The organism is Maricaulis alexandrii (assembly GCF_005871165.1).
In the GTDB taxonomy this organism is placed as follows: Bacteria; Pseudomonadota; Alphaproteobacteria; order Caulobacterales; family Maricaulaceae; genus Maricaulis; species Maricaulis alexandrii.
The window spans coordinates 63,000-89,041 of record NZ_SWKP01000009.1 but is presented as its reverse complement, the minus strand read 5'-3'; the positions used below and the strand labels follow the sequence as shown (position 1 = coordinate 89,041).

Sequence of the window (26,042 nt, the reverse complement as noted above, 5' to 3'; positions counted from 1 at the left end):
TGTGGACCGATTGGCGCTGCGGCTAAAGGGGCGGATGTGAGATTGTTCGAGTTTTGTTCGCGTTGGGTGCAGGGTGAAAATCCGGTCGGCCCCGGAACGCGCTGTGCGCGTCCGGGGGAAATCTTCTTGTGTGGGGGAGTGGGGTTGTTCGAAGGAGATGCTCCATTTTTCCCGGATGCGCACAGCGCGTTCCGGGACCTGCGTTGGGCTTATCGATGCAGGATGATCTCAGTCGGTGACGGAGCCCACGGTGGGAATGGGGGCGTCGAAATCGCCGCGAATATCGAACCAGAGGTCCTTCCAGCCAGGGTTCATGGCTTCGATGAGGTTGATCTTCCAGGCGCGTCGCCAGCGTTTGATGAGGTGCTCCCGGTGAGCGGCGGATTCGAAGCCGTCATGCCATTCGAACCAGACCAGCTGTTTGATGCCGTAGCGTTTGGTGTGCCCGGGAATGGCGCCAGTACGGTGCTGCCAGGTGCGCCAGACCAGGTCGCGAGTGCGGCCGACATAGAAGGCGCCATGGGGGTGGCTGGCCATGATGTAGACGGCTTCGGGAGCAAGCATGGTCATGCAATTAATAATTGCATTTTGTGACCATTTCTACAATCGCGGGTTCTCTTTCTGCGATGGGGCTCTTTGGGTGCGGTTGGCCCCGGAACGCGCTGTGCGCGTCCGGGGAAAATGGAGCATCCAGCTTGACGTGAAGGACTAACCCGCCTTTTTCAGCTGGTCCGCTTTCGGGCCGTATTTCATGTCGATGCCCTTGATGTGGGCGGTGAGCCAGAGTTTGAGGAACATGAGGAATTTGTCGGGCAGGACGCCGTTGGCGGTGCGGATGTCGGCGGCGTAGCCGGTGTATTTTTCCAGCAGGTCCTTGTGGATCAGCTTGTGGGTTTTCAGGCCCTCATAGCCGACTTTCTCCATGTAGATTTCTTCATCGCGGAAATGGTCGATCGTGACCTGGGCCAGGTCGTCCACGAGCTTGACGACGGGCGCGCCGGTCTGTCCCGCGGTGGAGGCGTCATGGATGCGATTCATCAGATCGAGGATCTGCTTGTGTTCATCATTCATGGCCTCGACGCCGACATCGAGATCGCTGTTCCATTCCATGATCGGCATGACCGGTCTCCTGACTTGCTTCAGGGCCTGATGCAGTATCCCGATTGAATTTGAGGTTAATGGAGTGTGGGCATTTGCAGATGGACTGACAGCCCGGTGAGGGCCTCAGGCTGCGGCGCGCGGGGTTTCCACCGGCAGGCTTTCCACCAGTTGGAAGAACGCGTCGTCCAACTGGCCGTTCGAACGAATGATCCGGTCGTAATGGGCTGTCAGCCGGACAAAGAACTGGTCGGAAGCCGGGCAGCAGGCACCGCAGGGATGGCCGTTCCCGTCACAGCGATAGGCCAGGATTTCCTCGGCCAGACAGGTGAGTTCATTGACCAGGGCGAGCACGGTGGGGCCGGCCGCCTTGTGGTCATGGGCCTGGCGCAGGGCGACCAGCGTGCGATCATAGTCGCGCATCCGGTAGCGGGCGAAATCGGAGATATTGGAGGTTGGGGTGGGGAAAACAGACATGACAACACCGTTTCTTGCGGTCGCGTCCGGCCCTGCGGAGATCAATCCGGCGCCGGACGCAGCCTTTCCGCGGTCCAGTGTATTCATAACATATGACATGTCGCGTGTCGGAGATCACACCGGTTTACAAAGTGCTGAGAGGGGCTGAGCGAGCCGCAGGCCGGGTGTCGGATCAGCCGAACAGGGCGTCGACATCGGCCTGGGCCGAGTCGTCGGAGAAACCGTCTTCCCCGTCAATGCGGCCATGGATGGCCCCGGAGGCCGCACCGATCAGTGGTTTGATCTCGTGGGTGGCCAGACGGGCAATACGGTTGCAGGTCTCGTCATCGACACCGGAGCGCAGCGCGTCCTGCGCGTCGAGGACTTCGGAATTGATCTGCAGGATCAGGGTTTCCAGATGCGCCCGTACGGCATTCGGGGCTGCGGCATAGGCCTGGACGGCGAGGTCCTTGTCCTTGAAGCCTGACTGGAGGAAATGGTCGCAATAATCGACCGGCTCCCACTCCAGGACATCTTCGGCGCAGTCCGGCATGTCGGGCAGCATTTCCATCAGCATGACCACCTCGTTGAAGTGGTTGAGATAGTCGGTCGCCAGTCCGGTGTCGGGATTGATATTGGCCGCACGCAGGGCGTCCGCGTCCAGCGCGCCCTGGCCGAGCGTCTGTGCGCTCCCCGTGTCCCCGTGCAGCCCTGCCTGTGTCATGCTGCAACCCTAGCCGGAACATCCTTTCCAGAGCGCTAACCGCGCTGATCCTCGACACAATTCGGGGTGGGAGCGGGGATCAGCGATGCTCTTCTTCGCTGATCTCCGCCAGCCGCCGGGCATAGGCGGCCTGGGCATCGGCCTTGGTGACAACACCGATGATCGACTGGTCGCCCCCGCGGGCGCGGACGGCCGCGCTGTCGACCTGTTCGGCGTCGAGAACGCCGAGCGTGCGGCCCAGCGTGTCATCCTCGAAGACGACGGTGCTGTCGGAGATTTCCGACCGGCCCCAATCGTCCAGCGGGACCATGACATCGCGGGTGCGGATGGTCTGCAGGATGAGGCGCCCGGATCCGCCGGACACGTCATAGCCCTTGCGCTGGACCTGGAGCTGGAAGAGCGAGCCGCCCAGGGCGGACTGGGCCAGAACGGTGGCCAGGGAGACGGCCAGCAGGACGGCGACGGAGGCTTCGTAGCTCGTGGTCAGTTCGAACACGATCAGCGTGGTGGAGAGCGGCGCTCCGAGCACGGCGCCGGAGACGGCCCCCATGCCGATGACCGCGAAAAAGCCGGGTCCGGCGGTCTGATCGCCGAAAATCAGCGCAGCCGTCAGGCCGAAGGCCGAGCCGAGCATGGCGCCGAGATAGAGGGAGGGCGAGAAGACACCCCCGCCAAAGCGGAAGCCCAGCGTGACCACGGTGGCCAAGGTCTTCATGCCGATCAGGAGCAGGAGGAGGGGCAGGGCGTATTCGCTGCGCAGGGCGTTGGACGTGGCTTCATAGCCCACACCCAGGATTTCCGGCGCGATCAGGGCCATCAGGCCGATCAGGAGACCGCCGGGCAGGGGCAGGATCCAGAGCGGGATGCCGGTGCGTTCACACCATTGGGCGATGCGGGCCGGCAGGAAAATGGCGCCGCGATTGAACAGGATGGCGAGCCCGGCGGCGGCAACACCGAGCATGGCGGCGAGCGGGAAGTCCCAGACGGTCGCCGCGGCCATTTCCGGCAGGCCGAAAACGGGGTCCTGGCCGAGATGGTGGCGGACAATCAGCGCGCCGACGATGGAGGCGGAGGCCACCGGGGCGATGGAGCGCAGGGCGTAATGGCCGAGGATGACCTCGAAGGCGAACAGGGCACCGGCGACCGGGGCGTTGAAGCTGGCGGACACGGCGGCAGCGGCGCCGCAGGCGAGCAGGACCCGGCTGCCCCGGGCCGGCATGTTCAGCCAGCGGCCGAGCGAAGCGGCCAGGGAGGCGCCCAGATGCACCGCCGGACCTTCACGGCCGGCGCTGGCCCCGCCGCCCAGGGAGATGGCGGAGATGATCGCGGAATAGAGACCGGAATTGAGGTCGATCCGGCCGGCCTTCACGGCGCGGGATTCAATCACGTCGGCGACGCTCTGGCTGCGCGTGTCCGGGGTCAGGTTGAGCCGGTGTCCCAGCCAGAGCAGGAAGGCGACCAGTGCGCCCGTGGCGAGCGGGATGAGGATGATCCGCCAGGCAGGCAGGTGCGCGGCGGCGGAGGCGAGGTGGATTTCGGTGACGCCGAAGGCGGTCTGTTCGACAAAGGAAATGCCCAGGCGGAGACCCAGCGTGGCATAGCCGGCGATGATGCCGATGGCGATGCCGAGCGCCCAGAGGGCCGGTCCCCGTCCACCCCGGAAGGCTTCAACGAGGCGATCAATCCAGCCTGCCTGTTCTTTTGAGTCGCTCACCCTTTTGGTTTCACTGCCAAAAGCGGGTCGGGTCAAGCGCTGCGCGGTGACGGGTTGACATGAAACCAAAGGGTTTCCTATATAAGAAACCACAAGGTTTCATATTGGAGATGCCGATGACCCCCTCCGGCCCACAGGCTGACGAGATCTTCCGCGCCATCGCGGATCCGACCCGTCGCGCCATTCTCGACCTTCTGGCCGAGCGCGATCTGAGCGTGGGGGATGTGGCGGAACGGTTCGACATGACCCGGCCCGCCGTGGCCAAGCATCTCAAAGTCCTCTCCGATGGCGGACTGATCGCGGTCGAGGTGCGAGGCCGACAGCGGATCAACCGGCTCAATGCGGCCCCGCTGGCGGATGTCGTCGGCTGGCTGAACCGGTTCGAGGGCTTCTGGAATGACAAGCTGAATACCCTGAAACAGGAAGTGGAGCGCAAGCATGACTGACCCCCGGATCGAAAAGAGCCTGTACCTGGATGCCAGCCCGTCACGGGTCTGGGCCTTCCTGACGGAGCCGGACTGCCTGGCCCTCTGGTTCCACCCCTCCGATCGCGCCCTGACCAGTCCGGGGCCGTACAATTTCTGGAAGACGACGTCCGAGGCCGGCCGGCCCTATTGCTGGGGCGAGGTGCTGGAAGCGGAGCCGGAAACCCGGCTGGTCTATACCTTCACCCATGAATGGCTGTCCGGGCATCCGACCCGTGTCGCCTGGACGCTGGAGGCGGCCGGCGAGGGCACGCGCCTGAGCCTGGTCCATGACGGGTTCGGCGGCGGTCCGGTCGACGGGCTGGACGCCCTGTTCGACCATGATGCCGGCTGGGACGCGCATTTCACCACTCTGCGCGAGGGCCTTAAACTCGCTGAACCGGTCGTTTGACGCCTTTGACTTGCGCCCTCCGGACGGATGGTTAATGTGCCTCGCGAAACTGGGGGCAGGGCAAGATGAAGCAGATGACGAGCGGGTTGGTCGCCGCCATGGTGATGGCCGTGGCCGGGGCCGGATGGGCGCAGGCCCAGGCGATTACAAGTGTCTATTCGCGGATTGATGCCCATTGCAGGGAACACGCGCTGGAGGACGAACCGGTCGTGCTGATCCGGTGCAATGCGCCGGATGCCTGGCAGATCGAGATCCAGGCGTCCGAACATGGCGCGTCGATCACCTACACCTATGATCAGGGCCCTGTCTCACCGGCGCTTCATACGCCGGCACGCGGGCTGTTCGGCCGTTTTCACGATGTGATCGAGTGGCGCGAAGTCCTGGGTGTGCCCTTTGCGAGCATCCATCGCTATTTCGATGAAACGCCGGGCATGATGTCCGGAGGCGAGGACGAGAGCTATCAGACGCTGATGGTCACGGCCCTGCGGCCCGAGACGCCGGATACGGCCTGCGTGGTGGCGTATATCGATGCGTCCGGCCTGCCGGATGCGAACACGCTGGCCCGGGACGCGGCCGACCGGCTGGCGCGGGGCTGGGATTGTGCGCTGGATCCGATCTGGTTCGATGCGGACATGCCCAGTGTGGACGCCTATATCGCCCACCTGGGACATCACTAGTCTTCGGCTGGTTTCGTCAGTCTTTTCAGGACGAAAACGCGCAGTGACGAGGCCAGGGGCTCTTCGCCCCGGGCGATGTCGATCGCGCCCACCAGGCCGGCGAGACTGTCGCCCTGTTCCGCCGCAGCCCGGTCGATCTCGGCCCAGAATTCCGGTTCCAGGGAGACGCTGGTGCGGTGACCGGCGAGGGAGAGGGAGCGTTTGACGAGCGGCATGGCGGCAGTTGAACCGGCGTCGGGGAGACTGGCAAGTCCGTGCTTGCATCGGACGCAAAACCCGCCATATCCAATCAGCGCACCAGACAGGCGGGAGAGGCCGGATGAAATCCTTTGTACAGATCGAGGACGAGGCCCGGACGCATCATCCCGACCTGGAGGCCCGGCTGGCGGCCCATTCTCCGCCCAAGAGCGCCTCAGAACTGGCGGATATCCCGGATGATCGCTGGCTCTCCCTGATGACCCGAAGCGTCTTCCAGGCCGGCTTCGTCTGGAAGGTGATCGAGGCGAAATGGGACGGGTTTGAAGCGGCGTTCGCCGGCTTCGACCCGGCCCGCCTGTCCTTTTATGCGGATGAGGATGTCGACCGGCTTCTGGGGGATGCGCGCATTGTGCGCAATGGCCAGAAAATCATGGCGACGATTGCCAATGCAGGCTTTGTCACCGAAATCGCGGCGGAGCATGGCAGTTTCGGACGCTTCCTCGCGGACTGGCCGGTCAACGACCAGCCGGGTCTGCTGGACGTGTTCAAGAAACGCGGCTCACGCCTGGCCGGCATGACGGGCCAATATGTGCTGCGCTTTGGCGGCTGGGATGCCTGGATCCTGTCGAAGGATGTCGGCACGGCGCTGGTGCGGGCCGGGATTGTCGACAAGGCGCCGAGTTCGAAATCGGCCCTGGCGAAGACCCAGGCCGCCTTTGATGCCTGGCGCGAGGAAAGCGGGAGAAGCCAGAGTGAAATCAGCCGGATACTGGCCTTGAGCGTGGGCTGAATTCGAATATACAGCAGCCTTAATTCCGCAGTTACCCTGTTTGGGGGAAAGTGTCGCGCATTTTAATGAAATGCCTCACAATCGGGTCGATGAGACTGAAAAAGCAGGATGTTGATGCGTCGCTGGCATAAGCCCGTGCCCCTCCAGATCAAGTGGGCCGACGAGGTTCCGGACACGCCCGGGGTCTGTGTCCTGCTGCGTCGGGCCAATGATATTTCCAGCGTCCTGAAAATCGGTCCGGCCCGGTCCCTGCGCCGCATGTTCCAGCGCGAATGCCGGACGGATTATTCCAGCCTTCCCGATCAGCCCGGCGCCATGATGTGGATGGAAAGCTGGTCGGATGCGGAAGAAGCCTCGCGTCTGGTCGGCGAGTATCGTCGCCGTCATGGCCGGGTGCCGCCACTCAACTCGCCCTACTGATTATCCCCGTCTTTCGCCCGTGGCGTATCCTCGCGGCGATGACTGTCGACCTTCTTGCCCTCCAGCGCCTGCCGCGCCTTTGCCAGATCGCTGACCGCCTTGGGCGTGCCATGGGCGATGCGGTTGGCCTCGGCTGTCTTGGCCTTGTCCTCACGCTGTTTGCGTTTGCGGTATTGGCGCAGATTGATCGGTTTGCTGGTCATGAAGGGTCCGTGATGGCAGCGCAGCCGCATCCATTCGCAGTACGCGGCGCATCTCAGCCTAAACCGCTCGCGGGCTAGGGAGAAGTGCATGCTGCGCCAGGTCTTTCGTTTTCTGGGAACCCCGTTCCGGGTGATCCCCTGGTATATCTGGCTCGGTGCGATCGCCGTCGCCGGCTGGTTCGGCCGGAATATCCTTCTGATCATGGCGACCATCATCGCCTTCCACCCCATTCCCGTGCCGCCGCTCTTCCAGGGTGAACCGGAGACCGTGGCTGAGGCCCGGCTCCAGGACCTGCAGCATTTCAATCATGTCCGCCGCAATGAGCGCTCCATGACGCCGCAGATGCGGGACCGCTTTGATGCCCGGATCGCCGAGCTGACCGATGCGGTCGACACGCTCACCGATGCCGAATTCCTGCTGGGCCTGGCCCGGGCGCAGGCGGAGATCGACAATGGTCACTCCAATACTTCGACCACGCGCCTGGTCGCGCGCTTCCCGCGTCTGCCGGTGCGCTTTGCGGACATGGCCGGAGAGCTGCACATTCTGCGGGTTCGCGCCGGACGGGATGCGATCCTGGGGGCACGGGTGGAGGCGATCAATGGCGTGCCGGCCGGTGAGGTTATGGCCCGTTTCCGCGATACGCTGGGCGGCAATGATGCCTTTGCCGCGACCCTTCTGCCCGGCCTGATGGATGCACCAGACTTCCTGGCCGCAGTGGATGTGGGCGAGGCGCAGGAGGCCGTCACGCTGGACCTGGTCCTGACCGATGGCCGGTCCATGCGGACAAGCCTGCGGGCGGAACCCGCCGATCCGGACGCGCCGCGTGCCTTCCCTGGCGATCTGCCCCAGCCCTGGGTGATGGCCGAGGGCTGGCAGGTCGCACGATCGCAGACGACGCCGCTCTACCTGCAAAATTCCGAACGCGGTTACTGGTTGGAACGGATCGCGGACGGGTCGATCGCCTATCTCAGCCTGCGCACGAATTTCGACGATGAGAGCGGGGAAAGCCTGCGTGACTTCGCGCTTCGGGTTGAGGCCGAACTGGCCGCCAACCCGCCGCGCGCCATCATCGTTGACCAGCGCTTTTCCGGCGGCGGCGACCTGACCATGACCCATGATCTGATGGCGGCCCTGCCGGATCTGACCGATGGCCGCGTTTATCACCTCGTCTCGGGCAATACGTTCTCGGCCGCCATCGTCAATCTGGCCTCCACGGTTGAGGTGGCGCCGGACCGAACGCTTCTGGTCGGCGAACCGATCGGAGACCGGCTGCAATTCTGGGCCGAGGGCTGGGCCTATACCCTGCCCAATTCCGGCTTCCGGGCGCGCTATTCGACCGGTTTCTACGATCTGCAGAATGGCTGTGAAGGCCTGTTCCGCTGCGCCTGGGGCAGTTTGCACATCTTCCCGATCCTGGTGGAGGATCTGGATCTGGATGTGTTTGCACCGCTGACATTCGAGGCCTATGCCGCCGGGCGTGATCCGGCGCTGGAGGCGGTTTTGGGTATGGAGTTGTCTGACTAGACATCCGTCAGGGATGATAAGCTCCAATTTACAACTTATTAGTGCAGTATGGCTCATGGCTATTATGTTTACATGCTCGCATCTCAGCGTATGGGGCCGCTGTATTGCGGCGTGACCAACGATCTGATGCGCCGGGTGTACGAGCACAAGCTGGGTCAGGCAGACGGGTTTACCCGAAAGTATGACGTGGACCGGCTGGTCTGGTTTGAGCACCATGAATTGGTGAACAATGCCATCACGCGCGAGAAGCGGATCAAACGTTGGCGCCGCGACTGGAAGATCGAGCTGATAGAGACAGAGAATCCGAACTGGGATGATCTTTATGTGTCATTGGGCGGCGTCGAACCGCGCGATGTTGTCAGTCGGTTCGAGGAATAGCCCGCACTTGTCATCCCGGCCGTCCGCCCCGCGAAAGCGGGGCATAGAGCCGGGACCTATTGTGCCGCGCGGCGAAATGGGTCCCTGATCTGCGCCCGGCTCAAGGCCGGGCATCCGTCAGGGATGACAAGAATAGAGTTTGCAAGTTTGAGTGGGATCTGAAGGTTGTGGCACTTCCGTTGTCATCCCGGCCACCCGCCTTCGCGGGCGCAGGCTTCCGCCCCGCGAAAGCGCGGCATGGAGCCGGGACCTATCGTGCCTCGGTTGCAAATGGGTCCCTGATCTGCGCCCGGCTCGAGGCCGGGCATTCGTCAGGGATGACAAGGTGTAGATCAGAAACCAAAAAGGCGCGCCGGACGGTCCGGCGCGCCTTTTGTCTGTCGACGGTGTGAAGCCCTAGTCCTTCGGGCCCAGCATGTTTTCCGGGCGGACGATGGCGTCGAATTGTTCTTCGGTGACGAAGCCGAGTTTGACGGCTTCTTCGCGCAGGGTCGTGCCGTTCTTGTGGGCGGTCTTGGCGACCACGGTGGCATTGTCATAGCCGATCGTGGAGTTGAGGGCGGTGACCAGCATGAGGGAGCGTTCCATCAACTGGCGGATATTGTCCTCGCGGGCCTCGATGCCGACGACACACTTCTCGGTGAAGGTGTTGGCGCTGTCGGCCAGGAGACGGATCGACTGCAGGACATTGTAGATGATGACCGGCTTGTAGACATTGAGCTCGAAATGGCCCTGGGAGCCGGCGAAGCTCACCGTGGTGTTATTGCCCATCACCTGCGAACAGACCATGGTCATCGCCTCGCACTGGGTCGGGTTCACCTTGCCCGGCATGATCGAGGAGCCCGGCTCGTTTTCCGGCAGGGCCAGCTCGCCCAGACCCGAACGCGGGCCGGAGCCCAGCAGGCGGATGTCATTGGCGATCTTGAACAGGGAGACGGCAGCCGAGTTGAGCGCGCCATGGGCTTCCACCAGGGCATCCTTGGTGGCCAGGGCCTCGAACTTGTTCGGGGCGGTGACGAAGGGCAGCTTGGTGAAGCCGGCGACTTCCTCGGCGAAGGCTTCCGCGAAGCCCTTCTTGGTGTTCAGGCCGGTGCCGACGGCGGTGCCGCCCTGGGCCAGCTCGTAGAGGGCGGGCAGGGTGGCCTCGATGCGGCGGATCGCATTCTTGACCATGGCGACATAGCCGGAGAATTCCTGGCCCAGTGTCAGCGGCGTGGCGTCCTGGGTGTGGGTGCGGCCGATCTTGATGATGTCCTTGAAGGCCTGCGACTTGTCGTTGAGGGCATTGTGCAGGGTCTGCAGGGCCGGGATCAGGCTGTGCGAAATCTCCTCGGCGGCGGCGATATGCATGGCCGTCGGGAAGGTGTCGTTGGAGGACTGGGACCGGTTTACATGATCATTCGGGTGGATCGGATCCTTGGAGCCGACCGTGCCGCCGAGCATCTGGATGGCGCGGTTGGAGACGACCTCATTCGTGTTCATGTTGGACTGCGTGCCCGAGCCGGTCTGCCAGACAGAGAGCGGGAAATGGTCGTCCAGCTTGCCTTCGGCGACTTCCAGCGCGGCGGCGGCAATGGCGTCCGCATACTCCGCTTCCATATTGTCCAGGCGCTTGTTGGCGAGGGCGGCGGAACGCTTGACGATGCCCAGGGCGCGGATCAGCGGTTTGGGCATGGTCTCCGTGCCGATCGGGAAGTTGATCAGCGAGCGGGCGGTCTGGGCGCCGAAGAGTTTGTCGGCGGGTACTTCAAGCGGTCCGAAGCTGTCGGTCTCGGTGCGCATCTCGCTCATCAGGGGAGGCTCCTTGCAGCCCGCTGCGTGCGGGGGGTAGATGGTAAAGATCGAGTCGAACGTGTAGCACTCGGACATGATGGATCAAGCAGGCGATGCGCTTCGCCGCGGCCCGTCGGGGAAATCCCGGGCCAAAGGGGGGCAGGCGCAAAACTGGACAGGACGCGGGAAGGTTCAGGCTCTGATGTCTGGCGACGAACTCAATTTGCGCGTTGACGCGGTGACCACGCAGACGCGTCGCTTCAAATCCCTGATCGGGGAATTCTTCCGGCTTGAGTTCAAGCGGGCGCGCCCGAAATGGGGCCCGTACGAAGTCACCATCGAGATCCAGCGCACCCCGCAAAGCCCGACCCACGACGTCGACAATGTCGCCAAGGCCGTGCTCGATGCCCTGACCGGCGTGGTCTTCCATGATGACAGCCAGGTGGAACGCCTGCTCGTCACCAAGGTCGAGGGCGACCGCCCGCGCATTGCGGTGACGGCCCGGCCGATGAGTGAAGTGCGGGTGCTGGAAGAGGCTTAGGTTTTGGCTTCCGCCCGGCAGCTCTTTCTCGACTGGATTGACCGCGAACTCAGCGATGATCGGCTGGACGCTGACAATCTCAAGGCTCGAGCTCTGTCGGTTGCTATGGCGGAACTGGTGCAGGATCGTTTTTCTGAAACGGAGCTTGAGGCACTTGAAACAGCCAAGGCCTGCCTGACCGGCTCTGTGCCAGAGCCTGATCGCATGGCCAGGCTTGTTTCCTTGTTCAAGCTCCGTGATGCGCTGGTGAAGGCCGGGCAGGAACGGTCTGAAGCCTTTTTCCTGAATCAGATCCTCCTTGCATCTCTCGTGACACATGGCGGGTTGGACCAGCAAATGTATGAGCTGCTGGACGAGGTGAGGGAAGGGCTGGGGCTTAGCGATGTGGTTTGCATCAAGGTCGCGCGGCGCGTGATCTGCGGCTGAGCCTGCTTTCGGGCTGGTTCTGTGTTTATGGGTCCCGGCTCTGCGGCCTGCTTTCGCAGGCCATTCGGCCGGGATGACAAGGAGATGGGGGGATAAAAGCTTTGCTACCCAGTCTTTTGGAAAAAACTTCCCCAATCCGCCCAATCCCTTCCGGCAAACACGCCGCAAGAAATCCGACCGTCTCGGCGGGGCGGTAGAGTTGGGCATGGTCGGAAAAGAGCGAAACAGACGGGTGGGGCACTGGGATCTTCCAGACTGGCTCCCCTGGTTGCGGCTCGGCGAAGCCGGGATGCGTGACAAGGAAATTGCGGAACTGACCCGCAAGAATGTCAGTTCAATCGGGCATGCGCGGCGGCGATTGGCAGCCTGCACAGCCGATGAAATCGCGGAGATCGAGGCAGTATCCAGACGCCGACTGCAAGGTCGAGTGCCCGGCAAGTTGCTGGTGGGCGACGAGCGCGGCGCGCGGATCTGCAAGCAGGCCAATGCCGAACTGCAGCAGCAGGGGATTGTGATGATTGAAGACAAGACCGGGACGATGGCCGCCCCAGACAAGGAGGCAGGGCCCTATGACCACATGTCCGACGACGAGATCAAAGCCGTCCTCCGAAGCCGGATCGAACGTCAGGCCGATCGCCTTGGATTTAGACGAGAGCTTGACGAGGCTAGAGCGCGCCGAGCTGGAACGGAGCCTTGATGCGTTCTGTCTGAGCGCAAATGACGCCCAATTTGCCCCACCCGAGGACGACTGGCTGATCTGGCTGTTCCTCGGTGGGCGCGGGGCCGGGAAGACACGGGCGGGTGCAGAATGGGTGCGCTTGCAAGTAGAGGCCGGGGTGCGGCGCATCGCGCTGGTCGGGCCGACTTTCAATGATGTGCGTGAGGTGATGATCGAGGGGCCGTCCGGGCTGATGGCGGTGGGGCCGGCGGAGGATCGGCCGCGTTATGAGGCGACGCGCAAGCGGCTGGTCTGGGCGTGCGGCGCGGTGGCCTATGCCTTTTCGGCGGAGGATCCGGACGGGTTGCGCGGGCCGCAATTCGAGCGGGCCTGGGGGGATGAGTTTGCTGCCTGGGCGAAGCCGCAGGCGACGCTGGACATGTTGCGCATGGGGCTGCGGCTGGGCGCCGCGGGCGCTGCCGGTGCAGATGCAGGCGGGTTATGGGCGCAATGCGATTGCCAATCGCTGTGTGCGTCTGGTGGCGGAGGCGGCGGCCTCGCTGGGGTTTCAGGCCTCGGACGCGGCTGCACAAACACTGTTGGACCGGCCGAATGCGGAACAGTCCGGCGCGGAGTTGTGGGAGGGCGTTTATGGCTTCCTGCAGCTGGCGGGCAATGCCTATCTGGAGCTCTCCAGCCTGGAGGGCGAGCCGCGCGAACTGTTCGCTCTGCGGCCGGACCGGATGCGGGTGCTGGCGGACCGGACGGGCTGGCCGGCGGGGTGGGAATACTCGGCAGCGGGCTCTGTGCGGCGTTTCGAGCGCGACCGGGCGAGCGGGCGCTCGCCGGTGTTTCATCTCAAACTCTTTCACCCGGGCGATGATCATTACGGGCTGTCGCCGCTGGAGCCGGCGGGGCGGGCGCTGGATCTGCACACGGCCTCGGCGGACTGGGCGCGGGCGCTGATCTCCAATGCGGCGCGGCCGTCCGGGGCGTTGGTTTTCAACGGGGCGGACGGGCATCTGACCGAGGACCAGTTTGACCGGCTCAAGGCGGAACTGACTGGCGCCCATTCCGGGCCGGACAATGCCGGGCGGCCGCTCTTGCTGGAAGGCGGGCTGGACTGGAAACCGATGGCGCTGAGCCCGGCGGAGATGGATTTTATCGCGGCGCGGCGGGAGGCGGCGCGCGAGATCGCACTGGCCTTCGGCGTGCCGCCGCTCCTGCTGGGCCTGCCCGGCGACAATACCTACGCCAATTACAAGGAGGCCAACCAGGCCTTCTGGACCCAGACCGTCCAGCCGCTGGCGCGCAAGGCGGCGCGGGCGCTGGAAGTGTGGCTGGCGCCCTGGTTCGGGGCGGATCTGAACATTTCGGTCGAGACAGGCAAGCGGGAGGTGAGCGAATGACGGTGTCACAGGGATGGACGCTGCAGCGGCAGGTCACGCTGGGGGTGTTGCTGGCGATCGTGCTGCAGACCTCCGGCGCGCTGATCTGGTCCGGCCGGGTGTCCGCTCGAGACCTGCCACCGACCAGTCCGTCGGACGGGTCGCCTTGTCCGCGGTCTCGACGCAGGGCCGGATCGTGCACTGTCCGCAACGCAGATCATCGCCGAACCAGGCAACGACCAGCTGCACCGAGCGGCAATTCGGCAAATCGCGCTCCAGATCGTCCAGGGCCGCCATGAAGTCCGGCAGGCCGCGCCCGTTATGGACATTCTCCGCGACCTCCTCGCCCTCACCGAAGACGCGCATCACGACGCTGTCGGAATAGGCGAATTCGCCCGTGCCCGGGATCAGGTTCACGCCCGGCACTTGCCGCTCCAGCCCACCCGTTCCCGCCTGCCGGAAAATCTCGAAGGACAGATTGGGAATGCGATGCCCGAACACCTCCAGCGGCCAATCCTCCATCACGACATAGGCCGTGCCCCGGAAAGCCGGCGCCGTCTCGCCCTCAAGGGCCTGGATCAGGGCATCCGGTGCCTGGTCCTCGCCTCCCGCATGGACCCGCACCGGGTAAAGCGATTGGTCCAGCAGTGACCCGTTCGCCCAGATTCGACCGATGCCGGAGATCTCGCCTTCGCACAGGCCCACGGCGAAAGAGAGTGTGTAGTGATAATCCCGCTGCGTCGGCCCGCCCTTGCCACCGCCTGTGTCTTCGAAATGCTCTGCGAAGCGCGCCGCCCAGATCACTTGGCCGGTGATCCGCGCCCGTCCCCAGACGCGGGCCATGGGCGCGCCGTCCGTGGAGGTCTGCACCTCGATCTCGGCCAGGCGTGGCCCGTCCTTGCGGGTGCGGAACAGGGCATCGACCGCCGTGTCCGCCGCCAAGCGGGCCACAGCCGGGCCGACATGCTGCACGCCTTTCAGCGCGGCCTGTCCCGCCGTTACGACAAGCTGGGCCATAGCGTCTCCTTGCTGATGAGGCCGGTGTCCGGCGCGGGCAGATCGGGAAAGGCGAACGCCGCCACACAGCGTCTTCGCCACCAGGGCGTCAGCGCCGTCTCCGCCACGGCCTGGCCCCAATAGGCATGAATAATCCGGTCGGGGCCCGACAGGATCGCGCAATGCTTGGCAGGCCCTTTGAGGTCCGGCCGGAAGAGGAGGACATCCCCCGGCTTCGCCGCCGCTCGATCGATCTCGACCAGATGCCGCAACGCCGCCTCACGCAGGGTCTCCGCGCCCGCCACCTCCGCCCAATCGGGCGTATAGGGCGGCACGCTTTCCGGCTCCGCGCCGTAGAGCGCCCGCCAGATCCCGCGCAGCAGGCCCAGACAATCACAGCCCGCGCCGCGGCAGCTGGCCTGGTGGCGATAGGGTGTCGCGATCCAGCGCCGCGCCTCGCGCAGAACCGCCCCGCGCGCCCTCATGCCAGCCCCCGCGATCCGCCATCGCGCACCGGCTCGTCGCCGGCCGCACGCTGCAGGACATCATTGCCGACCATGTAGGGAAAACCGCGAAAGTTCAGCGTATTGGCAAACCGGTCCCGGCAAGTGCCGAAGGCCTGGTCACAGCCCGTACCGAAATCCGGATGCGCCGGGTCAGGTGCCATGCCCTCCTTCTCCCCTCGCGGGAGAAGGTGGTCCGAAGGACCGGATGAGGGGGCAGACGAAGACTACTCCTCCATCCGCCGTTCAATCCGCACCAGGCTCTCCCGCGCTAGGCGCATCTCCGCTTCCAGGCTGGCCAGGCGTTCCGCCAGCGGCCCCTGCCGCGCATCCATGCGTTCCAGCTGGTCCAGCCGCTCGCTCAGACGCCCGTGCGGTGAGTCAGGTGGAGGGGCGTCCGGCCTATGGCGGCACGCCGGATGATGCCAGTGTGATCGCGGCGATCCGCCAGCTCAAGGCGCGCGGTTTCTCCGTGACGCTCTATCCCTTCATCCTGATGGATATTCCCGCCGGAAACGGTCTGCCGGACCCGTATGGCGGCGGGGAGCAGGCCGCCCATCCCTGGCGCGGACGGGTCAGCTGTCATCCGGCACGCGATGTGGCGGGCTCGGTGGACGGAACGGCAGTGGCGGCGTCTCAGATTGCCGCCTTTTTCGGCACGGCTGCGGCGTCGGACTTTGCGGTCGGCAGTGAGGCTGTCAGCTATGCCGGTCCGGCGGAATGGTCCTGCCGCCGCTTCATCCTGCACATGGCGGCGCTCGCGAAGGCGGCCGGCGGGGTGGACGGCTTCCTGATCGGGTCGGAAATGGTCGCCCTGACGACGGTCAGCGATGCGGCGGGCGGGCATCCGGCCGTGGCGGCGCTGTGCGATCTGGCAGACGAGGCGCGCGACTTGCTGGGTCAGGAGACGCGGCTCTCCTATGCGGCGGACTGGACGGAATATGCCGGGTATACGCGGCCGGACGGGACGCGGCGGTTTCATCTGGACGATTTGTGGAGCCATTCCGAGATCGATGCCGTCGCGATCGATTGGTATGCGCCGATGGGCGATTGGCGCGACGGGGCGGCGCATCGGGATGCGGCCCTGGCGCCCTCACCGCGGGATGCGGACTATCTTGCTGCCGCGATCGAGGGCGGGGAAGGGTATGACTGGTATTATGCCAGTGAGGCCGACCGGGCGGCCCAGATCCGCACCCCGATCACGGACGAGGCCCATGACGAGGCCTGGATCTGGCGGGTGAAGGATGTGCGCGCCTTCTGGCGCGAGCCGCATCATGAGCGGATCGCGGGTGTGCGGTCGGCTGACCCGACGGGCTGGGTGCCACAGAGCAAGCCGGTCTGGTTCACCGAGATCGGGTGTCCGGCGATCGACAAGGGCGCCAACCAGCCCAATCTCTTCTTCGATCCCAAGAGCGCGGAAAGCGGCTGGCCGCATTTCTCCGACGGGACGCGCGATGACCTGATCCAGCGGCGGGTCCTGGAAGCCCTGCTGACCCATTGGTCGGATCCGGCGAAGAATCCGGTCTCCCCGGTCTATGGCGAGCCGATGGTGGCGGTCGAACTGATGCATGCCTGGTGCTGGGATGCGCGACCCTGGCCGGCCTTTCCCGGCCGCAGCGATGTCTGGTCGGATGGCGAAAATTGGTCGCGCGGGCACTGGCTGAATGGCCGGGCCGGGCAGGTTCTGCTGGCCGACATGGTGAAGGAGCTGACCGCACAGGCCGGGCTGGAGGCGGTGGATGTCTCGCAGCTGGAGGATGTCGTGTCGGGCTATTGGCTCGACCGGCCGATGAGTGTGCGGGCGGCCCTGTCGCCCCTGGTCACCGCGCTGGGGATTGGCGTGCATGCGCGGGCACAGGCGCTGCACTTTGTCTCTTCCGGTGCGAGAGCGGCGCAATTGGAGCTGGATGAGCCGGCCTTTGACGGTGGGGCCGTGTGGGAGATGCATGAACCGGCGCGGGCGGAACTGCCGGGTGATGTGCAGCTGCGCTTTGCCGATGACACGGCCGACTACCGGCCGGGGCTGGCCCAGGCGGTCGAGGCGTTCGAGACGGTGCGCAGTGCGGGCCTGTCCCTGAATGTCGTGGCCGATCCGGATCTGGCGCGGCGCTGGTGCCGGGACTGGCTGGCAGACATCCAGACGCGGGCCTCCAGCCTGACCCTGACCGTGCCGCCCCTCGCGCTGGGGCTGGAAACGGCGGACCGGCTGACGGTTGCGGGACGCGGCGGCGAAGTGGTCTGGCGCGAGGGCGACGGGGCGGGCCGTGTGCGCCTGCGTCCGCCGTCACAGCGGGCCCGGGGCGTGGCCGGCAGTGTGGCCGGACCGGATGGTGCCGGACCGCGCCCGCCTGTCCGCCCGGCGCTGGCCGTGATCGACAGCGCGCTGGGGCATGAGGCGGGCCCCTTGCTGGCCGCCCGCGTGGCCGACTGGCCGGGCGCGCTGGACGTGCATGCCGGCGGTCGCTGGCGGACCCGGATCGAACGGCCCGCCGGCCTGGGACACCTGGTCGGTGAGCTGGCGTTGGGGCCGGTGGGTTATTGGGATGAGGCGGGCCGGCTGGAGGTCGAGATGCCGGGGGTCAGCCTGGCCAGCCGGCCGAGGCCGGACGTGCTGAATGGTGCGAACCGGCTGGCCGTGCAGCAGGCGGACGGGGATTGGGAAATCCTGGGCTTTGCCGAGGCCGAACTGGTCGGGCTGAACCGCTACCGTTTGGGCACACTCTTGCGGGGGCTGGCCGGCTCGCCGGTGACGGATGTGCAACCCGGTGCGCGGGTGGTGTGGGTGTCCGACGCGCTGGTGCCGCTGGCACTGGATGCGCACGAGCTTGGTGCGCCGCTGGATGTGCAGGCGGTGGCCGCCGGCTGGCCGGTGACAGACGGGTCGGCGGTGTCCGTGTCTCATACCCATCAGCAAAGAGCGCTGCGGCCCCTGCCGGTCGTGCATGTCCGTGCGGCCTGGCAGGGCGCGCACTGGCAGGTGCGCTGGGTCCGGCAAACGCGGACGGGAGGTGATGACTGGACGGCTCCGGAGGTGGATCTGGGCGAGGCGCGCGAAGCCTATCGCGTGCGGCTGCTGGACGGGGAGATGACCGTGTTCGAGACCGAGGTCACGACGCCGGAGCTCACCCTGGCGGAGGCGGAACTTGCAGGCGCCTTCGGGGGACTTCCGCAGGCCGTCACGGTCGAGATTGCCCAGCTTTCGGCAAGGCTTGGTGCAGGCCGCAGCGTGCGCCGTGTGCTGACACTCTAGCGCCGGCCTGACGCCGTGCTTTGCGAACCGGGCCGAAGCCGCTTACATGAAGGGCATCATCACCGTTCTTGACCGGTATTTCGCATGGACGATCCCTACAAGACGCTGGGCGTCGAAAAGACGGCTTCTCAGGACGAGATCCGCAAGGCCTATCGCAAGCTGGCGAAGGAGCTGCATCCGGATGCCAATCCGGGCAATGCGAAGGCCGAGGAAAAGTTCAAACACGTCTCCCAGGCGTTCAAACTCCTGTCCGATCCGGAAAAGCGTGCCGAATACGATGCGGCCGCACGGGCCGGGTTTGCCGGCATGGGCATGGGTGGCGCCAGCGGAGCGGGCGGCGCGGGCGGACGCGGTCCGTTCAATTTCCGCCAGGGCCGCAACCGGTCCGGGTTCGAGGATTTCGGCGATATCTTCTCCGACCTGTTCACCGATATGGGCGCACAGCAGCGCCAGGCACCGCCACGCAAGGGCCAGGATGTGCGCTATTCCCTGACGCTGGATTTTCTCGACGCGGCCAATGGCGGCAAGCACCGGGTCAGCCTGCCGGGTGGCCGGACGCTGGATGTCGCCGTGCCGCCGGGGGCCTCGGACGGCCAGGTCCTGCGCCTGCGTGGCCAGGGCGAACCCTCGCCGGGCGGTGGCCGGGCCGGGGATGCCTATATCGAGATCAAGGTCGCCGACCACAAATACTTCGCCCGCGACGGCGAGAATGTGCGGCTGGAATTGCCGGTGACGGTGAAAGAGGCCGCGCTGGGCGCGAAGGTGCGCGTGCCGACGATTGACGGACCGGTGGATCTGCAGATCCCGGCCGGTTCCTCCAGCGGCACGCTGCTGCGCCTGCGCGGGCGCGGGTTTGCGACCGCCAAGGGCAAGCGCGGTGACCAGCTGGTCCGCCTGATGGTCGCGCTGCCGTCCAGCGACAAGGCCCTGTCGGAATTTCTGGAAAACTGGACGCCGCCGAAGGGCTATGATCCGCGCAAGGGCATGCGGTCCTGATATGAATGTTTTGGTAGCATGTTGTTCAGGACGGGTTCAGGGGCCCCGGGTAAGATCGCAGTCATGTTGAAACACCTGATCATAATTGCCGGCGCGTTCAGCGCTTTTGCGGTTCCCGCCGCGGCTCAGGCCAAGCCTGATGATTTCGCCATGGCGCAGACCCGCGATCCGCGGGACCGGTATACGCCGAGCGAAGCCCGCGATGCGCGCCGCCAGGGTGATGTGGTCCCGGCCTTGCGCGTGATTTCCACCGTGCGCCAGCGCTATCCCGGCGCCGATGTCCTGGATGCGGAACTCGAGGGCGGGGCGTCGCCGCGTTACGTCATCAAGATCCTGACGCGCGATGGCCGCCGGGTGGATGTGGTTGCCGATGCCCGCACGGGGCAGATTCTGTACGAACGCTAGGGGGCTGACATGCGTGCACTCGTTGTTGAAGACGATCCGGACCTGAACCGCCAGCTGACGCGGGCGCTGGAAGATGCCGGCTATGCCGTGGACGGCGCCCTGGACGGGGAAGAAGGCCATTTCATGGGGGATACCGAACCCTATGATGTCGTCGTGCTGGATCTGGGCCTGCCCAAGCTGGACGGGGTCAGCGTTCTGGAACGCTGGCGCCAGGACGGGAAGGGTTTCCCGGTCCTCATCCTGACGGCGCGGGATCGCTGGTCGGAGAAGGTGGCGGGCTTTGACGCCGGCGCCGATGACTATCTGACCAAGCCCTTCCATACCGAGGAATTGCTGGCGCGCCTGCGGGCCCTGACCCGCCGTGCCGCCGGACACACGACCTCCACGATCGAATGCGGCGATCTGTCGATCGATACGCGCGGCGCGCGGGTCTTCATCGATGGTGCGCCGGTAAAGGTGACCTCGCACGAATTCCGCATGCTGTCCTATCTGGCCCACCATCAGGACCGGGTCATTTCGCGGACCGAGCTGGTCGAGCACATCTACGACCAGGATTTCGACCGCGACAGCAATACGATCGAGGTCTTCGTGGGCCGTCTGCGCAAGAAGATCGGCAATGACCGGATCGAGACCGTTCGCGGTCTGGGTTATCGGCTGGTGGATCCGGAAGCGCGCCCCGTCTCGTGAAGCAAACCCGCTCGTCCCTGGCCTTCCGGCTGTTTGCCGGTGCCGCAGCCTGGGCCCTGGTCCTGCTGCTGCTGGGGGCGGTCGCGCTGACCACGCTGTATCAGCGCTCGGTCCTGCGCACGCTGGACCAGCGTCTGGAGAGTGTGGTCGATGCGCTGGTCGCAGCGGCCGAGACGGACCCGGCCGGTGATGTCGTGCTGGCCCGGCGTCCCTCGGACGTGGCCTATGATCGGGTTTTTTCCGGACGCTATTGGCAGATCGTCGAGAATGGCGAGGCGGAAGAGGGCGGCGATGTGCTGGCCGTCTCCCGCTCCCTCTGGGACGAGGTCCTGATCCCGCCTGCCGAGATTGTCAGCGCCGCCAACCAGGATCCGGGGACCCCTTTCACCGCTGATTCCAAAGGTCCGTCGGGCGAGCCCTTGCGGGTGACCGGCCAGGCCATCCAGCTGTCCGGGCGGACGGGGCTGGTCCTGGTCCTGGCCGCGGAGGACCGGCGTCCGGCCGACCGCGATGTGCGCAACTTCGCCATTGTGTCGGGCGGCATGTTCCTGGGATTCGCGGCGGCGATTGCGGCGGGCGTGTTTTTCCAGGTCAGGATCGGTCTGGCACCGGTCCTGCGCATGCGCGACAGTGTCGCCGAAGTGCGCGAGGGGCAGACGCAGCGCGTCGACGGACAGTTTCCCGCCGAGCTGCAGCCCCTTGCCGACGAGCTCAACGCCATGCTGGACCATTCCCGGGAACTGGTCGAACGCTCGCGCACCCATGTCGGCAATCTGGCCCATGCGCTCAAGACACCCATCGCGGTGCTGAAGAATGAAGCGCACACCCATGACGGCCCCCTGGCGGACATGGTCGACAAGCAGACCTCCGTGATGACCAGCCAGGTGGAGCACCATTTGCGCCGCGCCCGGGCGGCGGCCCATGCCAAGGCCATCGGTGCGCGGACCGATGTTGCGCCGACGGTGAAGGATCTGGCCCGGACGCTGGAAAAGATCAACAAGGCCAAGGGGCTGACCATCAAGGCGGAGGCGCCGGACGAGTTGCGGTTCAAGGGTGAGCGCCAGGATCTCGACGAAATGGTCGGCAATCTGATGGACAATGCCTGCAAGTGGGCGGGCTCCACCGTGACGGTGCGGGCGGAACGCACCGGCGACCGCAGCCTGGCGATCACGATCGAGGATGATGGTCCCGGTCTGGATGTGGCGGAGTGCGAAGCCGCCCTGAAACGGGGGGTGCGCCTGGACGAACAGGCGCCGGGATCGGGCTTGGGGCTGGCGATCGTGGGCGATCTGGCCCGGGCCTATGATGGCGAGCTGACGCTCGGTCGATCTGAGATGGGCGGGTTGAGCGCAAGGATTATGTTGCCAGCGACCTCGCGTTAAAAAAATAATCTTTTAACCTAAATTGTCGAATAGTCTAATCGGGCAAGAACTCATGTCTCATTAGATGATCAGAATTTCGCAGTCACAAAAAGCAAAGCTTGAAGCGCTTTGGCGCTCCATGTCCGCCGAACAGCGGACGGCTCTGCTTGCCACGGCGAAGGCTGGCAAGGATACGGACGCCTCTGCGGCGCAGCTGTTCGAGGTTCTGTCCACGGTCGACGAAGCCACGCGCGATCCGGCCGGCGAACTGGCCAAGCCCTATGTCCTCGCCCCGCTGCGCAATCTGGTCGGCGACCCGAGCAAGGTCCCGCCATCCCGTTTCCGTTTCAGCCCGGAAGACCTGTCCAAGATCTGGGGCTGGCTGGCCCGTCATCTGGCCAAGGACATGGTGGAAACCGCCAAGAAATGCCGAAAGCCGGAATCCGATCCGATCTGGTTCGAATTCCGCCGCACCGCCGGCAAGGCGCTGAAGGATGCGATCGCAGCGGCTGAGCGCGTGCCCAAGGACATGACGGCCCTGATGAAGCGCTTCGGCGGCGGCGATGCCAAGGGCATGCTGGTCGACGCGGCCTCCCTGCTGACCCATTGCGAGGAAATCAGCACGGCCATGAAGACCTTGCCGGACAAGATCGTCGAACTGGATCCCGACCTGGTCGAGCAGATCCGGGAAATGCACGAAAGCCTGTCTGAAGAGACGCCCGAAGCGGCCCTCTGGGTCCTGCTGCTGACGATCGGCCGCCTGGCCGAGCCCTGGCAGATCTTCCGTGTGGTCGCGAAGATCGGGAACCGGGAAGATGATCTCGTCGTTTCCAAGACGGATCTGGCGGCCGTGGGCGACGCCATTCTGGCCGATACGGGCTTCTTTGCGTCCAAGCTCAAGCAACCGCCGCAGACCCTGGAGGAAGCCAAGGCCAGCGCGCATGTGTTCGACCAGTTCGTGGCCCACTCCAATGGCATGACCAGCGAATTCGGCATCCGCAAGGCCGGGCGCTGGGGCCAGGTCCTGTTCTCGCTCCGGGCCGAGGCGTCCAGCAATGTCGAAAAGACGTTGAACAAGATCCCGCTGGCCCTGGACAATGGCCTGCCCGAGCCGCGGCGCGGCCGGTCCGGCCGGATCATCCCGGCGCAATTGCCCAGCGAAGCGGCCATCGACAAGGCGGAAGGCCTGCTCTTCTTCCTCAACAGCTGCCGCGAACACACGAATGCGGCGGCCATTGCCTCGACGCACAAGCGCATTCTGGATGTCTGCGAAAAGCGGATGACCGATGCCGGCGCGCTTCTGGTGGACCTGGTGGCCTCCAGCGAAGGGCAGAACCGGACCACCGCCCAGGACGGGCTGGAGATCACTGCCCGGCTGATGGAGTCCGGCGGCATGGTCGAGCCGGCCAACCTCCTGCGTCGTCGGGGACTGGCAGCCGCGGCATAGCGTCCCGTCCGGCGCTTGCATCTTGTCAGGAGGGAGGCGGGCTTCTAAGTCCGGCATCATGACGTCTTCAGACCCCAATGACCCGATTGCCCTGGAAGCGCGGACCGCAACCGACGGACGCCTGTTTTCGCCTTCGGCTGCCCGTAATCGTGCGGCGATTGCTGATGTTTTGGACGTAGTCCTGCCGCGTCAGGCGCGGGTGCTGGAAATCGGCTCCGGGACGGGAGAGCACGCGGTTGCGGCCTGCGAGGTCCGGCCGGACATCCACTGGCAGCCGTCTGATCCCGATGCTGACTCGCGGGCCAGCCAGCAGGCGTGGGCGTCGGCCGTCGACGGCCGCATCGCGGCGCCGCTGGCGCTGGATCTGACGCAGGACCATTGGTGGCAGGACGTGCCGGAGACGGACGCGATCGTGTGCATGAACGTCATCCATATTTCACCTTGGCGGGTGGCCGAGAATCTGGCGGCCGGGGGAGCGGCTCTCCTGAAGCCCGGGCAACGGGTCTTCACCTATGGGCCCTACAAGGAAGGCGAGAAGACCGCGCCGTCCAATCTGGCTTTCGACGAAAATCTCAAATCCCGCAATCCCGACTGGGGCGTGCGGGACCTGGACGCCGTGATCGCCCTGTTCGACGCGGCCGGTTTCGTGCTGGAACGCCGCATCGACATGCCGGCCAATAATCTCTCCCTCGTCTTCGAGAAAGCGGAGTCCCGTTGATGCGCCATCGCAATCGCCGCCTGGCCACGATCGCCCTTGCCGGACTGGTCCTGATTGCCGCTGTCGGGCTGGGCCTGACCGCCATGCGCGGCGCCATTGTCTATTTCTATTCGCCCAGTGAAGTCATGGCCGAACATCCGGGAACACAGGAGCGGCTGCGTGTTGGTGGGCTCGTGCTGGAAGGCTCTGTCGCCGACCATGACGAAGGGGGTGTCACCTTCACCATCACCGATGGTCGGGCCGAGGTGGATGTGCGCTATGGCGGCATCCTGCCCGACCTGTTCCGCGAAGGGCAGGGCGTGATCGTGCAGGGGCGGTTTGACGAAGCCGGCCCGCTGGTGGCCGAGACGGTGCTGGCCAAGCATGACGAGACCTACATGCCGCCGGAAGTGGCCGAAGCGCTGCGCGAATCCGGCGTCTGGCAGGGCGAAACACCGGATAGTGAATAGCGCCTTGCTTGCGTTGTCCGGCCAAGCTCCTAACTCTGGGACCAGAGTGATGGAGCGCAGGCATGGCCAGAACACAAGCGGTTGAATTCAAAGGCGCCGACGGGCAGACCCTCGCGGCCCGGCTGGAATGGCCGGAGGGGCCGGTGCGGGCCTTTGCCCTGTTTGCCCATTGTTTCTCCTGTTCCAAGGATTCGCATGCGGCGACCCGCATTGCGCGCCGGCTGGCCGGGCAGGGCTTTGCCGTGCTGCGGTTCGACTTCACCGGTCTGGGCGGGTCGGACGGGGATTTCGCCAATACGAATTTCTCCTCCAACATCGAGGATCTGGAAGCGGCGGCCCGGTATCTGGAGGCGGAGCATGAGGGGCCCAGCCTGCTGGTTGGCCACAGTCTGGGCGGTGCCGCGGTTCTGGTGGCCGCTGCGCGGATCGGCTCGGTAAAGGCCGTGGCCTCGCTGGGCGCGCCTGCCGATGCCGCCCATGTCACCGCCATGTTCTCCGAGGATGTCGCGGAAATCCGTGAAACCGGTGAGGCCGAGGTCTCGCTGGCCGGGCGGCCCTTCCGCATCCGCAAGCAATTCCTGGATGATGTGGACGGTCACAGGGTGGAGGAGGCGGTGCGGGCGCTGGACCTGCCGGTCCTGATCGCCCATTCGCCGATCGACCAGACCGTGGGTATCGAGAATGCCAGCCGCCTCTTCCGCGCGGCCCGGCACCCCAAGAGTTATGTCTCGCTGGATCATGCGGACCATCTGATCAATGACCCGCGCGATGCCGCCTATATCGGCGATGTCATCGGCGCCTGGGCAGGGCGCTATGCCATCGAGGCGGCGGGCTATCCCGCACCCGAGGCCCGCCAGGGCGAAAGCGTCACGGTCGCCGAGACCGGGGGCGGCAAATTCCAGAACTATGTCCTGGCCGGCGATCATGCCAGCTATGCCGATGAACCGGCCAGTGTGGGCGGGCAGGACACGGGCCCGTCTCCCTATCAATACCTGGCGGCGGCCCTGGGCGCGTGCACCTCGATGACGCTGCGCATGTATGCCGAGCACAAGGGATTGCCGCTGGAGCGGGTCAGTGTGACGCTGCATCATGAGAAAGGGCATGCCGATGATTGTGAGGCGTGTGCCGAGGGGCAGGAGCGCAAGGTGGACATCATCGAGCGGACGCTGACCCTGGAGGGTGATCTGAGTGACGAGCAGCGAGAAAGATTGCTGGAGATTGCCGACAAATGCCCGGTTCATCGCACGCTCAACGCCCCGGTCGTGATCCGCACACAGCTGTCCGCGCCTGCCCACACTGAACATGACGGGTAAATTACCGTTTGTAATGTTATTGTAATCTTTGAGACAGACCCGGGATAACCGGTGTTTGAAAGATTGCCCCTG

31 protein-coding genes and 1 pseudogene are annotated in these 26,042 nt (G+C 65.1%); 21 read left to right on the top strand and 11 right to left on the bottom strand.

All coding sequences use genetic code 11. The features are described from left to right. Positions 1-228 precede the first annotated feature (228 nt). The 5 genes from FCS99_RS13280 to FCS99_RS13260 form a co-directional block, all read right to left on the bottom strand. The gene (locus FCS99_RS13280; protein WP_138513362.1) at positions 229-570 is read right to left on the bottom strand and encodes a GIY-YIG nuclease family protein; all 342 of its coding nucleotides are present in this window, start codon (positions 568-570) and stop codon (positions 229-231) included. Positions 571-708: 138 nt separating this feature from the next. Continuing rightward, on the bottom strand, positions 709-1,119 hold the full coding sequence (locus FCS99_RS13275; protein ID WP_138513360.1) for a bacteriohemerythrin: 411 nt from the start codon (positions 1,117-1,119) through the stop codon (positions 709-711). Between the two features lie 105 nt (positions 1,120-1,224). Beyond that, on the bottom strand, positions 1,225-1,575 hold the full coding sequence (locus FCS99_RS13270; RefSeq protein WP_138513358.1) for a hypothetical protein: 351 nt from the start codon (positions 1,573-1,575) through the stop codon (positions 1,225-1,227). 172 nt (positions 1,576-1,747) lie between these two features. Further along, entirely contained in the window at positions 1,748-2,278 is a 531-nt protein-coding gene (locus FCS99_RS13265; RefSeq protein ID WP_171036378.1) for a hypothetical protein, read from the bottom strand. A gap of 79 nt (positions 2,279-2,357) precedes the next feature. Further along, positions 2,358-3,992, bottom strand: a complete 1,635-nt coding sequence (locus FCS99_RS13260) for a chloride channel protein (protein ID WP_233352831.1) — start codon at positions 3,990-3,992, stop codon at positions 2,358-2,360. A 116-nt stretch (positions 3,993-4,108) separates the two neighbouring features. Between FCS99_RS13260 and FCS99_RS13255 the strand changes: the two genes are divergently transcribed. From FCS99_RS13255 to FCS99_RS13245, 3 genes are all read left to right on the top strand, one after another. Further along, the gene (locus tag FCS99_RS13255; RefSeq protein WP_138513354.1) at positions 4,109-4,438 is read left to right on the top strand and encodes an ArsR/SmtB family transcription factor; all 330 of its coding nucleotides are present in this window, start codon (positions 4,109-4,111) and stop codon (positions 4,436-4,438) included. Then, positions 4,431-4,868: an SRPBCC family protein gene (locus FCS99_RS13250; RefSeq protein WP_138513352.1), complete on the top strand. Its 438-nt coding sequence runs from the start codon at positions 4,431-4,433 to the stop codon at positions 4,866-4,868. The genes FCS99_RS13255 and FCS99_RS13250 overlap by 8 nt, the downstream gene beginning before the upstream one ends. Before the next feature lie 65 nt (positions 4,869-4,933). After that, positions 4,934-5,545 carry a hypothetical protein gene (locus FCS99_RS13245; RefSeq protein WP_138513350.1) on the top strand — a complete coding sequence of 204 codons (612 nt, stop codon included), beginning with the start codon at positions 4,934-4,936 and terminating at the stop codon, positions 5,543-5,545. Here FCS99_RS13245 and FCS99_RS13240 read toward each other — a convergent pair. Continuing rightward, positions 5,542-5,760 carry a ribbon-helix-helix domain-containing protein gene (locus FCS99_RS13240; RefSeq protein WP_138513348.1) on the bottom strand — a complete coding sequence of 73 codons (219 nt, stop codon included), beginning with the start codon at positions 5,758-5,760 and terminating at the stop codon, positions 5,542-5,544. The genes FCS99_RS13245 and FCS99_RS13240 overlap by 4 nt on opposite strands. A 104-nt stretch (positions 5,761-5,864) precedes the next feature. Between FCS99_RS13240 and FCS99_RS13235 the strand changes: the two genes are divergently transcribed. Next, a complete protein-coding gene (locus FCS99_RS13235) occupies positions 5,865-6,533 on the top strand; it encodes a DNA-3-methyladenine glycosylase I (protein WP_138513346.1) in 669 nt (222 codons plus the stop codon). Between the two features lie 114 nt (positions 6,534-6,647). Next, a complete protein-coding gene (locus FCS99_RS13230; protein ID WP_138513344.1) occupies positions 6,648-6,953 on the top strand; it encodes a hypothetical protein in 306 nt (101 codons plus the stop codon). Here the strand turns inward: FCS99_RS13230 and FCS99_RS13225 are convergent. Next, a complete protein-coding gene (locus tag FCS99_RS13225; RefSeq protein WP_138513342.1) occupies positions 6,947-7,156 on the bottom strand; it encodes a DUF4169 family protein in 210 nt (69 codons plus the stop codon). The two genes, FCS99_RS13230 and FCS99_RS13225, sit on opposite strands and share 7 nt — an antisense overlap. A gap of 88 nt (positions 7,157-7,244) precedes the next feature. Between FCS99_RS13225 and FCS99_RS13220 the strand changes: the two genes are divergently transcribed. Together FCS99_RS13220 and FCS99_RS13215 are read left to right on the top strand one after the other, a co-directional pair. After that, positions 7,245-8,681 carry a S41 family peptidase gene (locus tag FCS99_RS13220; protein WP_138513340.1) on the top strand — a complete coding sequence of 479 codons (1,437 nt, stop codon included), beginning with the start codon at positions 7,245-7,247 and terminating at the stop codon, positions 8,679-8,681. Positions 8,682-8,729: 48 nt separating this feature from the next. Beyond that, the gene (locus tag FCS99_RS13215; protein ID WP_138513338.1) at positions 8,730-9,059 is read left to right on the top strand and encodes a GIY-YIG nuclease family protein; all 330 of its coding nucleotides are present in this window, start codon (positions 8,730-8,732) and stop codon (positions 9,057-9,059) included. A gap of 396 nt (positions 9,060-9,455) precedes the next feature. Here FCS99_RS13215 and fumC read toward each other — a convergent pair whose 3' ends face one another. Then, complete coding sequence (fumC, locus tag FCS99_RS13210; protein WP_138513336.1) at positions 9,456-10,850, bottom strand: class II fumarate hydratase; 1,395 nt, start codon at positions 10,848-10,850, stop codon at positions 9,456-9,458. A 184-nt stretch (positions 10,851-11,034) separates the two neighbouring features. Here fumC and FCS99_RS13205 point away from each other — a divergent pair, with 184 nt between their 5' ends. The 5 genes and pseudogenes from FCS99_RS13205 (at position 11,035) to FCS99_RS13190 (ending at position 13,866) form a co-directional block, all read left to right on the top strand. After that, positions 11,035-11,373, top strand: a complete 339-nt coding sequence (locus FCS99_RS13205; protein WP_138513334.1) for a RusA family crossover junction endodeoxyribonuclease — start codon at positions 11,035-11,037, stop codon at positions 11,371-11,373. Between the two features lie 3 nt (positions 11,374-11,376). Then, positions 11,377-11,799, top strand: a complete 423-nt coding sequence (locus FCS99_RS13200; RefSeq protein WP_138513332.1) for a hypothetical protein — start codon at positions 11,377-11,379, stop codon at positions 11,797-11,799. Positions 11,800-12,088: 289 nt separating this feature from the next. Further along, entirely contained in the window at positions 12,089-12,496 is a 408-nt protein-coding gene (locus FCS99_RS16305; RefSeq protein ID WP_233352828.1) for a hypothetical protein, read from the top strand. Between the two features lie 115 nt (positions 12,497-12,611). After that, positions 12,612-12,863, top strand: a pseudogene (locus tag FCS99_RS16300) (terminase large subunit domain-containing protein); the annotation flags it as partial. 82 nt (positions 12,864-12,945) lie between these two features. Beyond that, positions 12,946-13,866: a phage portal protein gene (locus FCS99_RS13190; protein ID WP_233352848.1), complete on the top strand. Its 921-nt coding sequence runs from the start codon at positions 12,946-12,948 to the stop codon at positions 13,864-13,866. Between the two features lie 33 nt (positions 13,867-13,899). Here FCS99_RS13190 and FCS99_RS13185 read toward each other — a convergent pair whose 3' ends face one another. The 3 genes from FCS99_RS13185 to FCS99_RS13175 are packed head-to-tail and all read right to left on the bottom strand — an operon-like array spanning position 13,900 to position 15,508. Continuing rightward, a complete protein-coding gene (locus FCS99_RS13185; RefSeq protein WP_138513328.1) occupies positions 13,900-14,862 on the bottom strand; it encodes a hypothetical protein in 963 nt (320 codons plus the stop codon). Further along, a complete protein-coding gene (locus FCS99_RS13180; protein ID WP_138513326.1) occupies positions 14,844-15,326 on the bottom strand; it encodes an NlpC/P60 family protein in 483 nt (160 codons plus the stop codon). The genes FCS99_RS13185 and FCS99_RS13180 overlap by 19 nt, the downstream gene beginning before the upstream one ends. Next, complete coding sequence (locus FCS99_RS13175) at positions 15,323-15,508, bottom strand: phage BR0599 family protein (RefSeq protein ID WP_138513324.1); 186 nt, start codon at positions 15,506-15,508, stop codon at positions 15,323-15,325. Before FCS99_RS13175 ends, FCS99_RS13180 begins: the two co-directional genes overlap by 4 nt. A 221-nt stretch (positions 15,509-15,729) precedes the next feature. Here FCS99_RS13175 and FCS99_RS13170 point away from each other — a divergent pair, with 221 nt between their 5' ends. The 9 genes from FCS99_RS13170 to FCS99_RS13130 all read left to right on the top strand — a co-directional run bounded on the left by FCS99_RS13170 (position 15,730) and on the right by FCS99_RS13130 (position 25,970). After that, on the top strand, positions 15,730-18,594 hold the full coding sequence (locus FCS99_RS13170) for a baseplate multidomain protein megatron (RefSeq protein WP_138513322.1): 2,865 nt from the start codon (positions 15,730-15,732) through the stop codon (positions 18,592-18,594). Positions 18,595-18,678: 84 nt separating this feature from the next. Beyond that, positions 18,679-19,590: a DnaJ C-terminal domain-containing protein gene (locus tag FCS99_RS13165; RefSeq protein ID WP_138513320.1), complete on the top strand. Its 912-nt coding sequence runs from the start codon at positions 18,679-18,681 to the stop codon at positions 19,588-19,590. A 63-nt stretch (positions 19,591-19,653) separates the two neighbouring features. Beyond that, positions 19,654-19,995, top strand: coding sequence for a PepSY domain-containing protein (locus FCS99_RS13160; protein WP_138513319.1), 342 nt, complete (start codon positions 19,654-19,656; stop codon positions 19,993-19,995). 9 nt (positions 19,996-20,004) lie between these two features. Next, positions 20,005-20,682, top strand: coding sequence for a response regulator transcription factor (locus tag FCS99_RS13155; protein WP_138513317.1), 678 nt, complete (start codon positions 20,005-20,007; stop codon positions 20,680-20,682). Next, positions 20,679-22,064: a sensor histidine kinase gene (locus FCS99_RS13150; protein ID WP_138513315.1), complete on the top strand. Its 1,386-nt coding sequence runs from the start codon at positions 20,679-20,681 to the stop codon at positions 22,062-22,064. The genes FCS99_RS13155 and FCS99_RS13150 overlap by 4 nt, the downstream gene beginning before the upstream one ends. A 64-nt stretch (positions 22,065-22,128) precedes the next feature. Further along, positions 22,129-23,490, top strand: coding sequence for a hypothetical protein (locus tag FCS99_RS13145; RefSeq protein ID WP_138513314.1), 1,362 nt, complete (start codon positions 22,129-22,131; stop codon positions 23,488-23,490). A 58-nt stretch (positions 23,491-23,548) separates the two neighbouring features. Continuing rightward, on the top strand, positions 23,549-24,208 hold the full coding sequence (locus tag FCS99_RS13140; protein ID WP_138513312.1) for a DUF938 domain-containing protein: 660 nt from the start codon (positions 23,549-23,551) through the stop codon (positions 24,206-24,208). After that, positions 24,208-24,657, top strand: a complete 450-nt coding sequence (gene ccmE / locus FCS99_RS13135) for a cytochrome c maturation protein CcmE (RefSeq protein ID WP_171036377.1) — start codon at positions 24,208-24,210, stop codon at positions 24,655-24,657. Before FCS99_RS13140 ends, ccmE begins: the two co-directional genes overlap by 1 nt. A gap of 62 nt (positions 24,658-24,719) precedes the next feature. After that, the gene (locus FCS99_RS13130; RefSeq protein ID WP_138513308.1) at positions 24,720-25,970 is read left to right on the top strand and encodes a bifunctional alpha/beta hydrolase/OsmC family protein; all 1,251 of its coding nucleotides are present in this window, start codon (positions 24,720-24,722) and stop codon (positions 25,968-25,970) included. Positions 25,971-26,042: the final 72 nt, after the last annotated feature.

Coding starts and splice junctions, on each gene's coding strand:
- FCS99_RS13145 (WP_138513314.1), top strand. CDS start 22,129: ATGATCAGAATTTCGCAGTCACAAAAAGCAAAGCTTGAAGCGCTTTGG.
- FCS99_RS13190 (WP_233352848.1), top strand. CDS start 12,946: ATGCAGGCGGGTTATGGGCGCAATGCGATTGCCAATCGCTGTGTGCGT.
- FCS99_RS13160 (WP_138513319.1), top strand. CDS start 19,654: ATGTTGAAACACCTGATCATAATTGCCGGCGCGTTCAGCGCTTTTGCG.
- FCS99_RS13250 (WP_138513352.1), top strand. CDS start 4,431: ATGACTGACCCCCGGATCGAAAAGAGCCTGTACCTGGATGCCAGCCCG.
- FCS99_RS13175 (WP_138513324.1), bottom strand. CDS start 15,508: ATGGCACCTGACCCGGCGCATCCGGATTTCGGTACGGGCTGTGACCAG.
- FCS99_RS13230 (WP_138513344.1), top strand. CDS start 6,648: ATGCGTCGCTGGCATAAGCCCGTGCCCCTCCAGATCAAGTGGGCCGAC.
- FCS99_RS13225 (WP_138513342.1), bottom strand. CDS start 7,156: ATGACCAGCAAACCGATCAATCTGCGCCAATACCGCAAACGCAAACAG.
- FCS99_RS13240 (WP_138513348.1), bottom strand. CDS start 5,760: ATGCCGCTCGTCAAACGCTCCCTCTCCCTCGCCGGTCACCGCACCAGC.
- FCS99_RS13275 (WP_138513360.1), bottom strand. CDS start 1,119: ATGCCGATCATGGAATGGAACAGCGATCTCGATGTCGGCGTCGAGGCC.
- FCS99_RS13280 (WP_138513362.1), bottom strand. CDS start 570: ATGACCATGCTTGCTCCCGAAGCCGTCTACATCATGGCCAGCCACCCC.
- FCS99_RS13185 (WP_138513328.1), bottom strand. CDS start 14,862: ATGGCCCAGCTTGTCGTAACGGCGGGACAGGCCGCGCTGAAAGGCGTG.
- FCS99_RS13205 (WP_138513334.1), top strand. CDS start 11,035: ATGTCTGGCGACGAACTCAATTTGCGCGTTGACGCGGTGACCACGCAG.
- ccmE (WP_171036377.1), top strand. CDS start 24,208: ATGCGCCATCGCAATCGCCGCCTGGCCACGATCGCCCTTGCCGGACTG.
- FCS99_RS13140 (WP_138513312.1), top strand. CDS start 23,549: ATGACGTCTTCAGACCCCAATGACCCGATTGCCCTGGAAGCGCGGACC.
- FCS99_RS13180 (WP_138513326.1), bottom strand. CDS start 15,326: ATGAGGGCGCGCGGGGCGGTTCTGCGCGAGGCGCGGCGCTGGATCGCG.
- fumC (WP_138513336.1), bottom strand. CDS start 10,850: ATGAGCGAGATGCGCACCGAGACCGACAGCTTCGGACCGCTTGAAGTA.
- FCS99_RS13270 (WP_138513358.1), bottom strand. CDS start 1,575: ATGTCTGTTTTCCCCACCCCAACCTCCAATATCTCCGATTTCGCCCGC.
- FCS99_RS13265 (WP_171036378.1), bottom strand. CDS start 2,278: ATGACACAGGCAGGGCTGCACGGGGACACGGGGAGCGCACAGACGCTC.
- FCS99_RS13255 (WP_138513354.1), top strand. CDS start 4,109: ATGACCCCCTCCGGCCCACAGGCTGACGAGATCTTCCGCGCCATCGCG.
- FCS99_RS13220 (WP_138513340.1), top strand. CDS start 7,245: ATGCTGCGCCAGGTCTTTCGTTTTCTGGGAACCCCGTTCCGGGTGATC.
- FCS99_RS16305 (WP_233352828.1), top strand. CDS start 12,089: ATGCGTGACAAGGAAATTGCGGAACTGACCCGCAAGAATGTCAGTTCA.
- FCS99_RS13155 (WP_138513317.1), top strand. CDS start 20,005: ATGCGTGCACTCGTTGTTGAAGACGATCCGGACCTGAACCGCCAGCTG.
- FCS99_RS13215 (WP_138513338.1), top strand. CDS start 8,730: ATGGCTCATGGCTATTATGTTTACATGCTCGCATCTCAGCGTATGGGG.
- FCS99_RS13130 (WP_138513308.1), top strand. CDS start 24,720: ATGGCCAGAACACAAGCGGTTGAATTCAAAGGCGCCGACGGGCAGACC.
- FCS99_RS13165 (WP_138513320.1), top strand. CDS start 18,679: ATGGACGATCCCTACAAGACGCTGGGCGTCGAAAAGACGGCTTCTCAG.
- FCS99_RS13245 (WP_138513350.1), top strand. CDS start 4,934: ATGAAGCAGATGACGAGCGGGTTGGTCGCCGCCATGGTGATGGCCGTG.
- FCS99_RS13235 (WP_138513346.1), top strand. CDS start 5,865: ATGAAATCCTTTGTACAGATCGAGGACGAGGCCCGGACGCATCATCCC.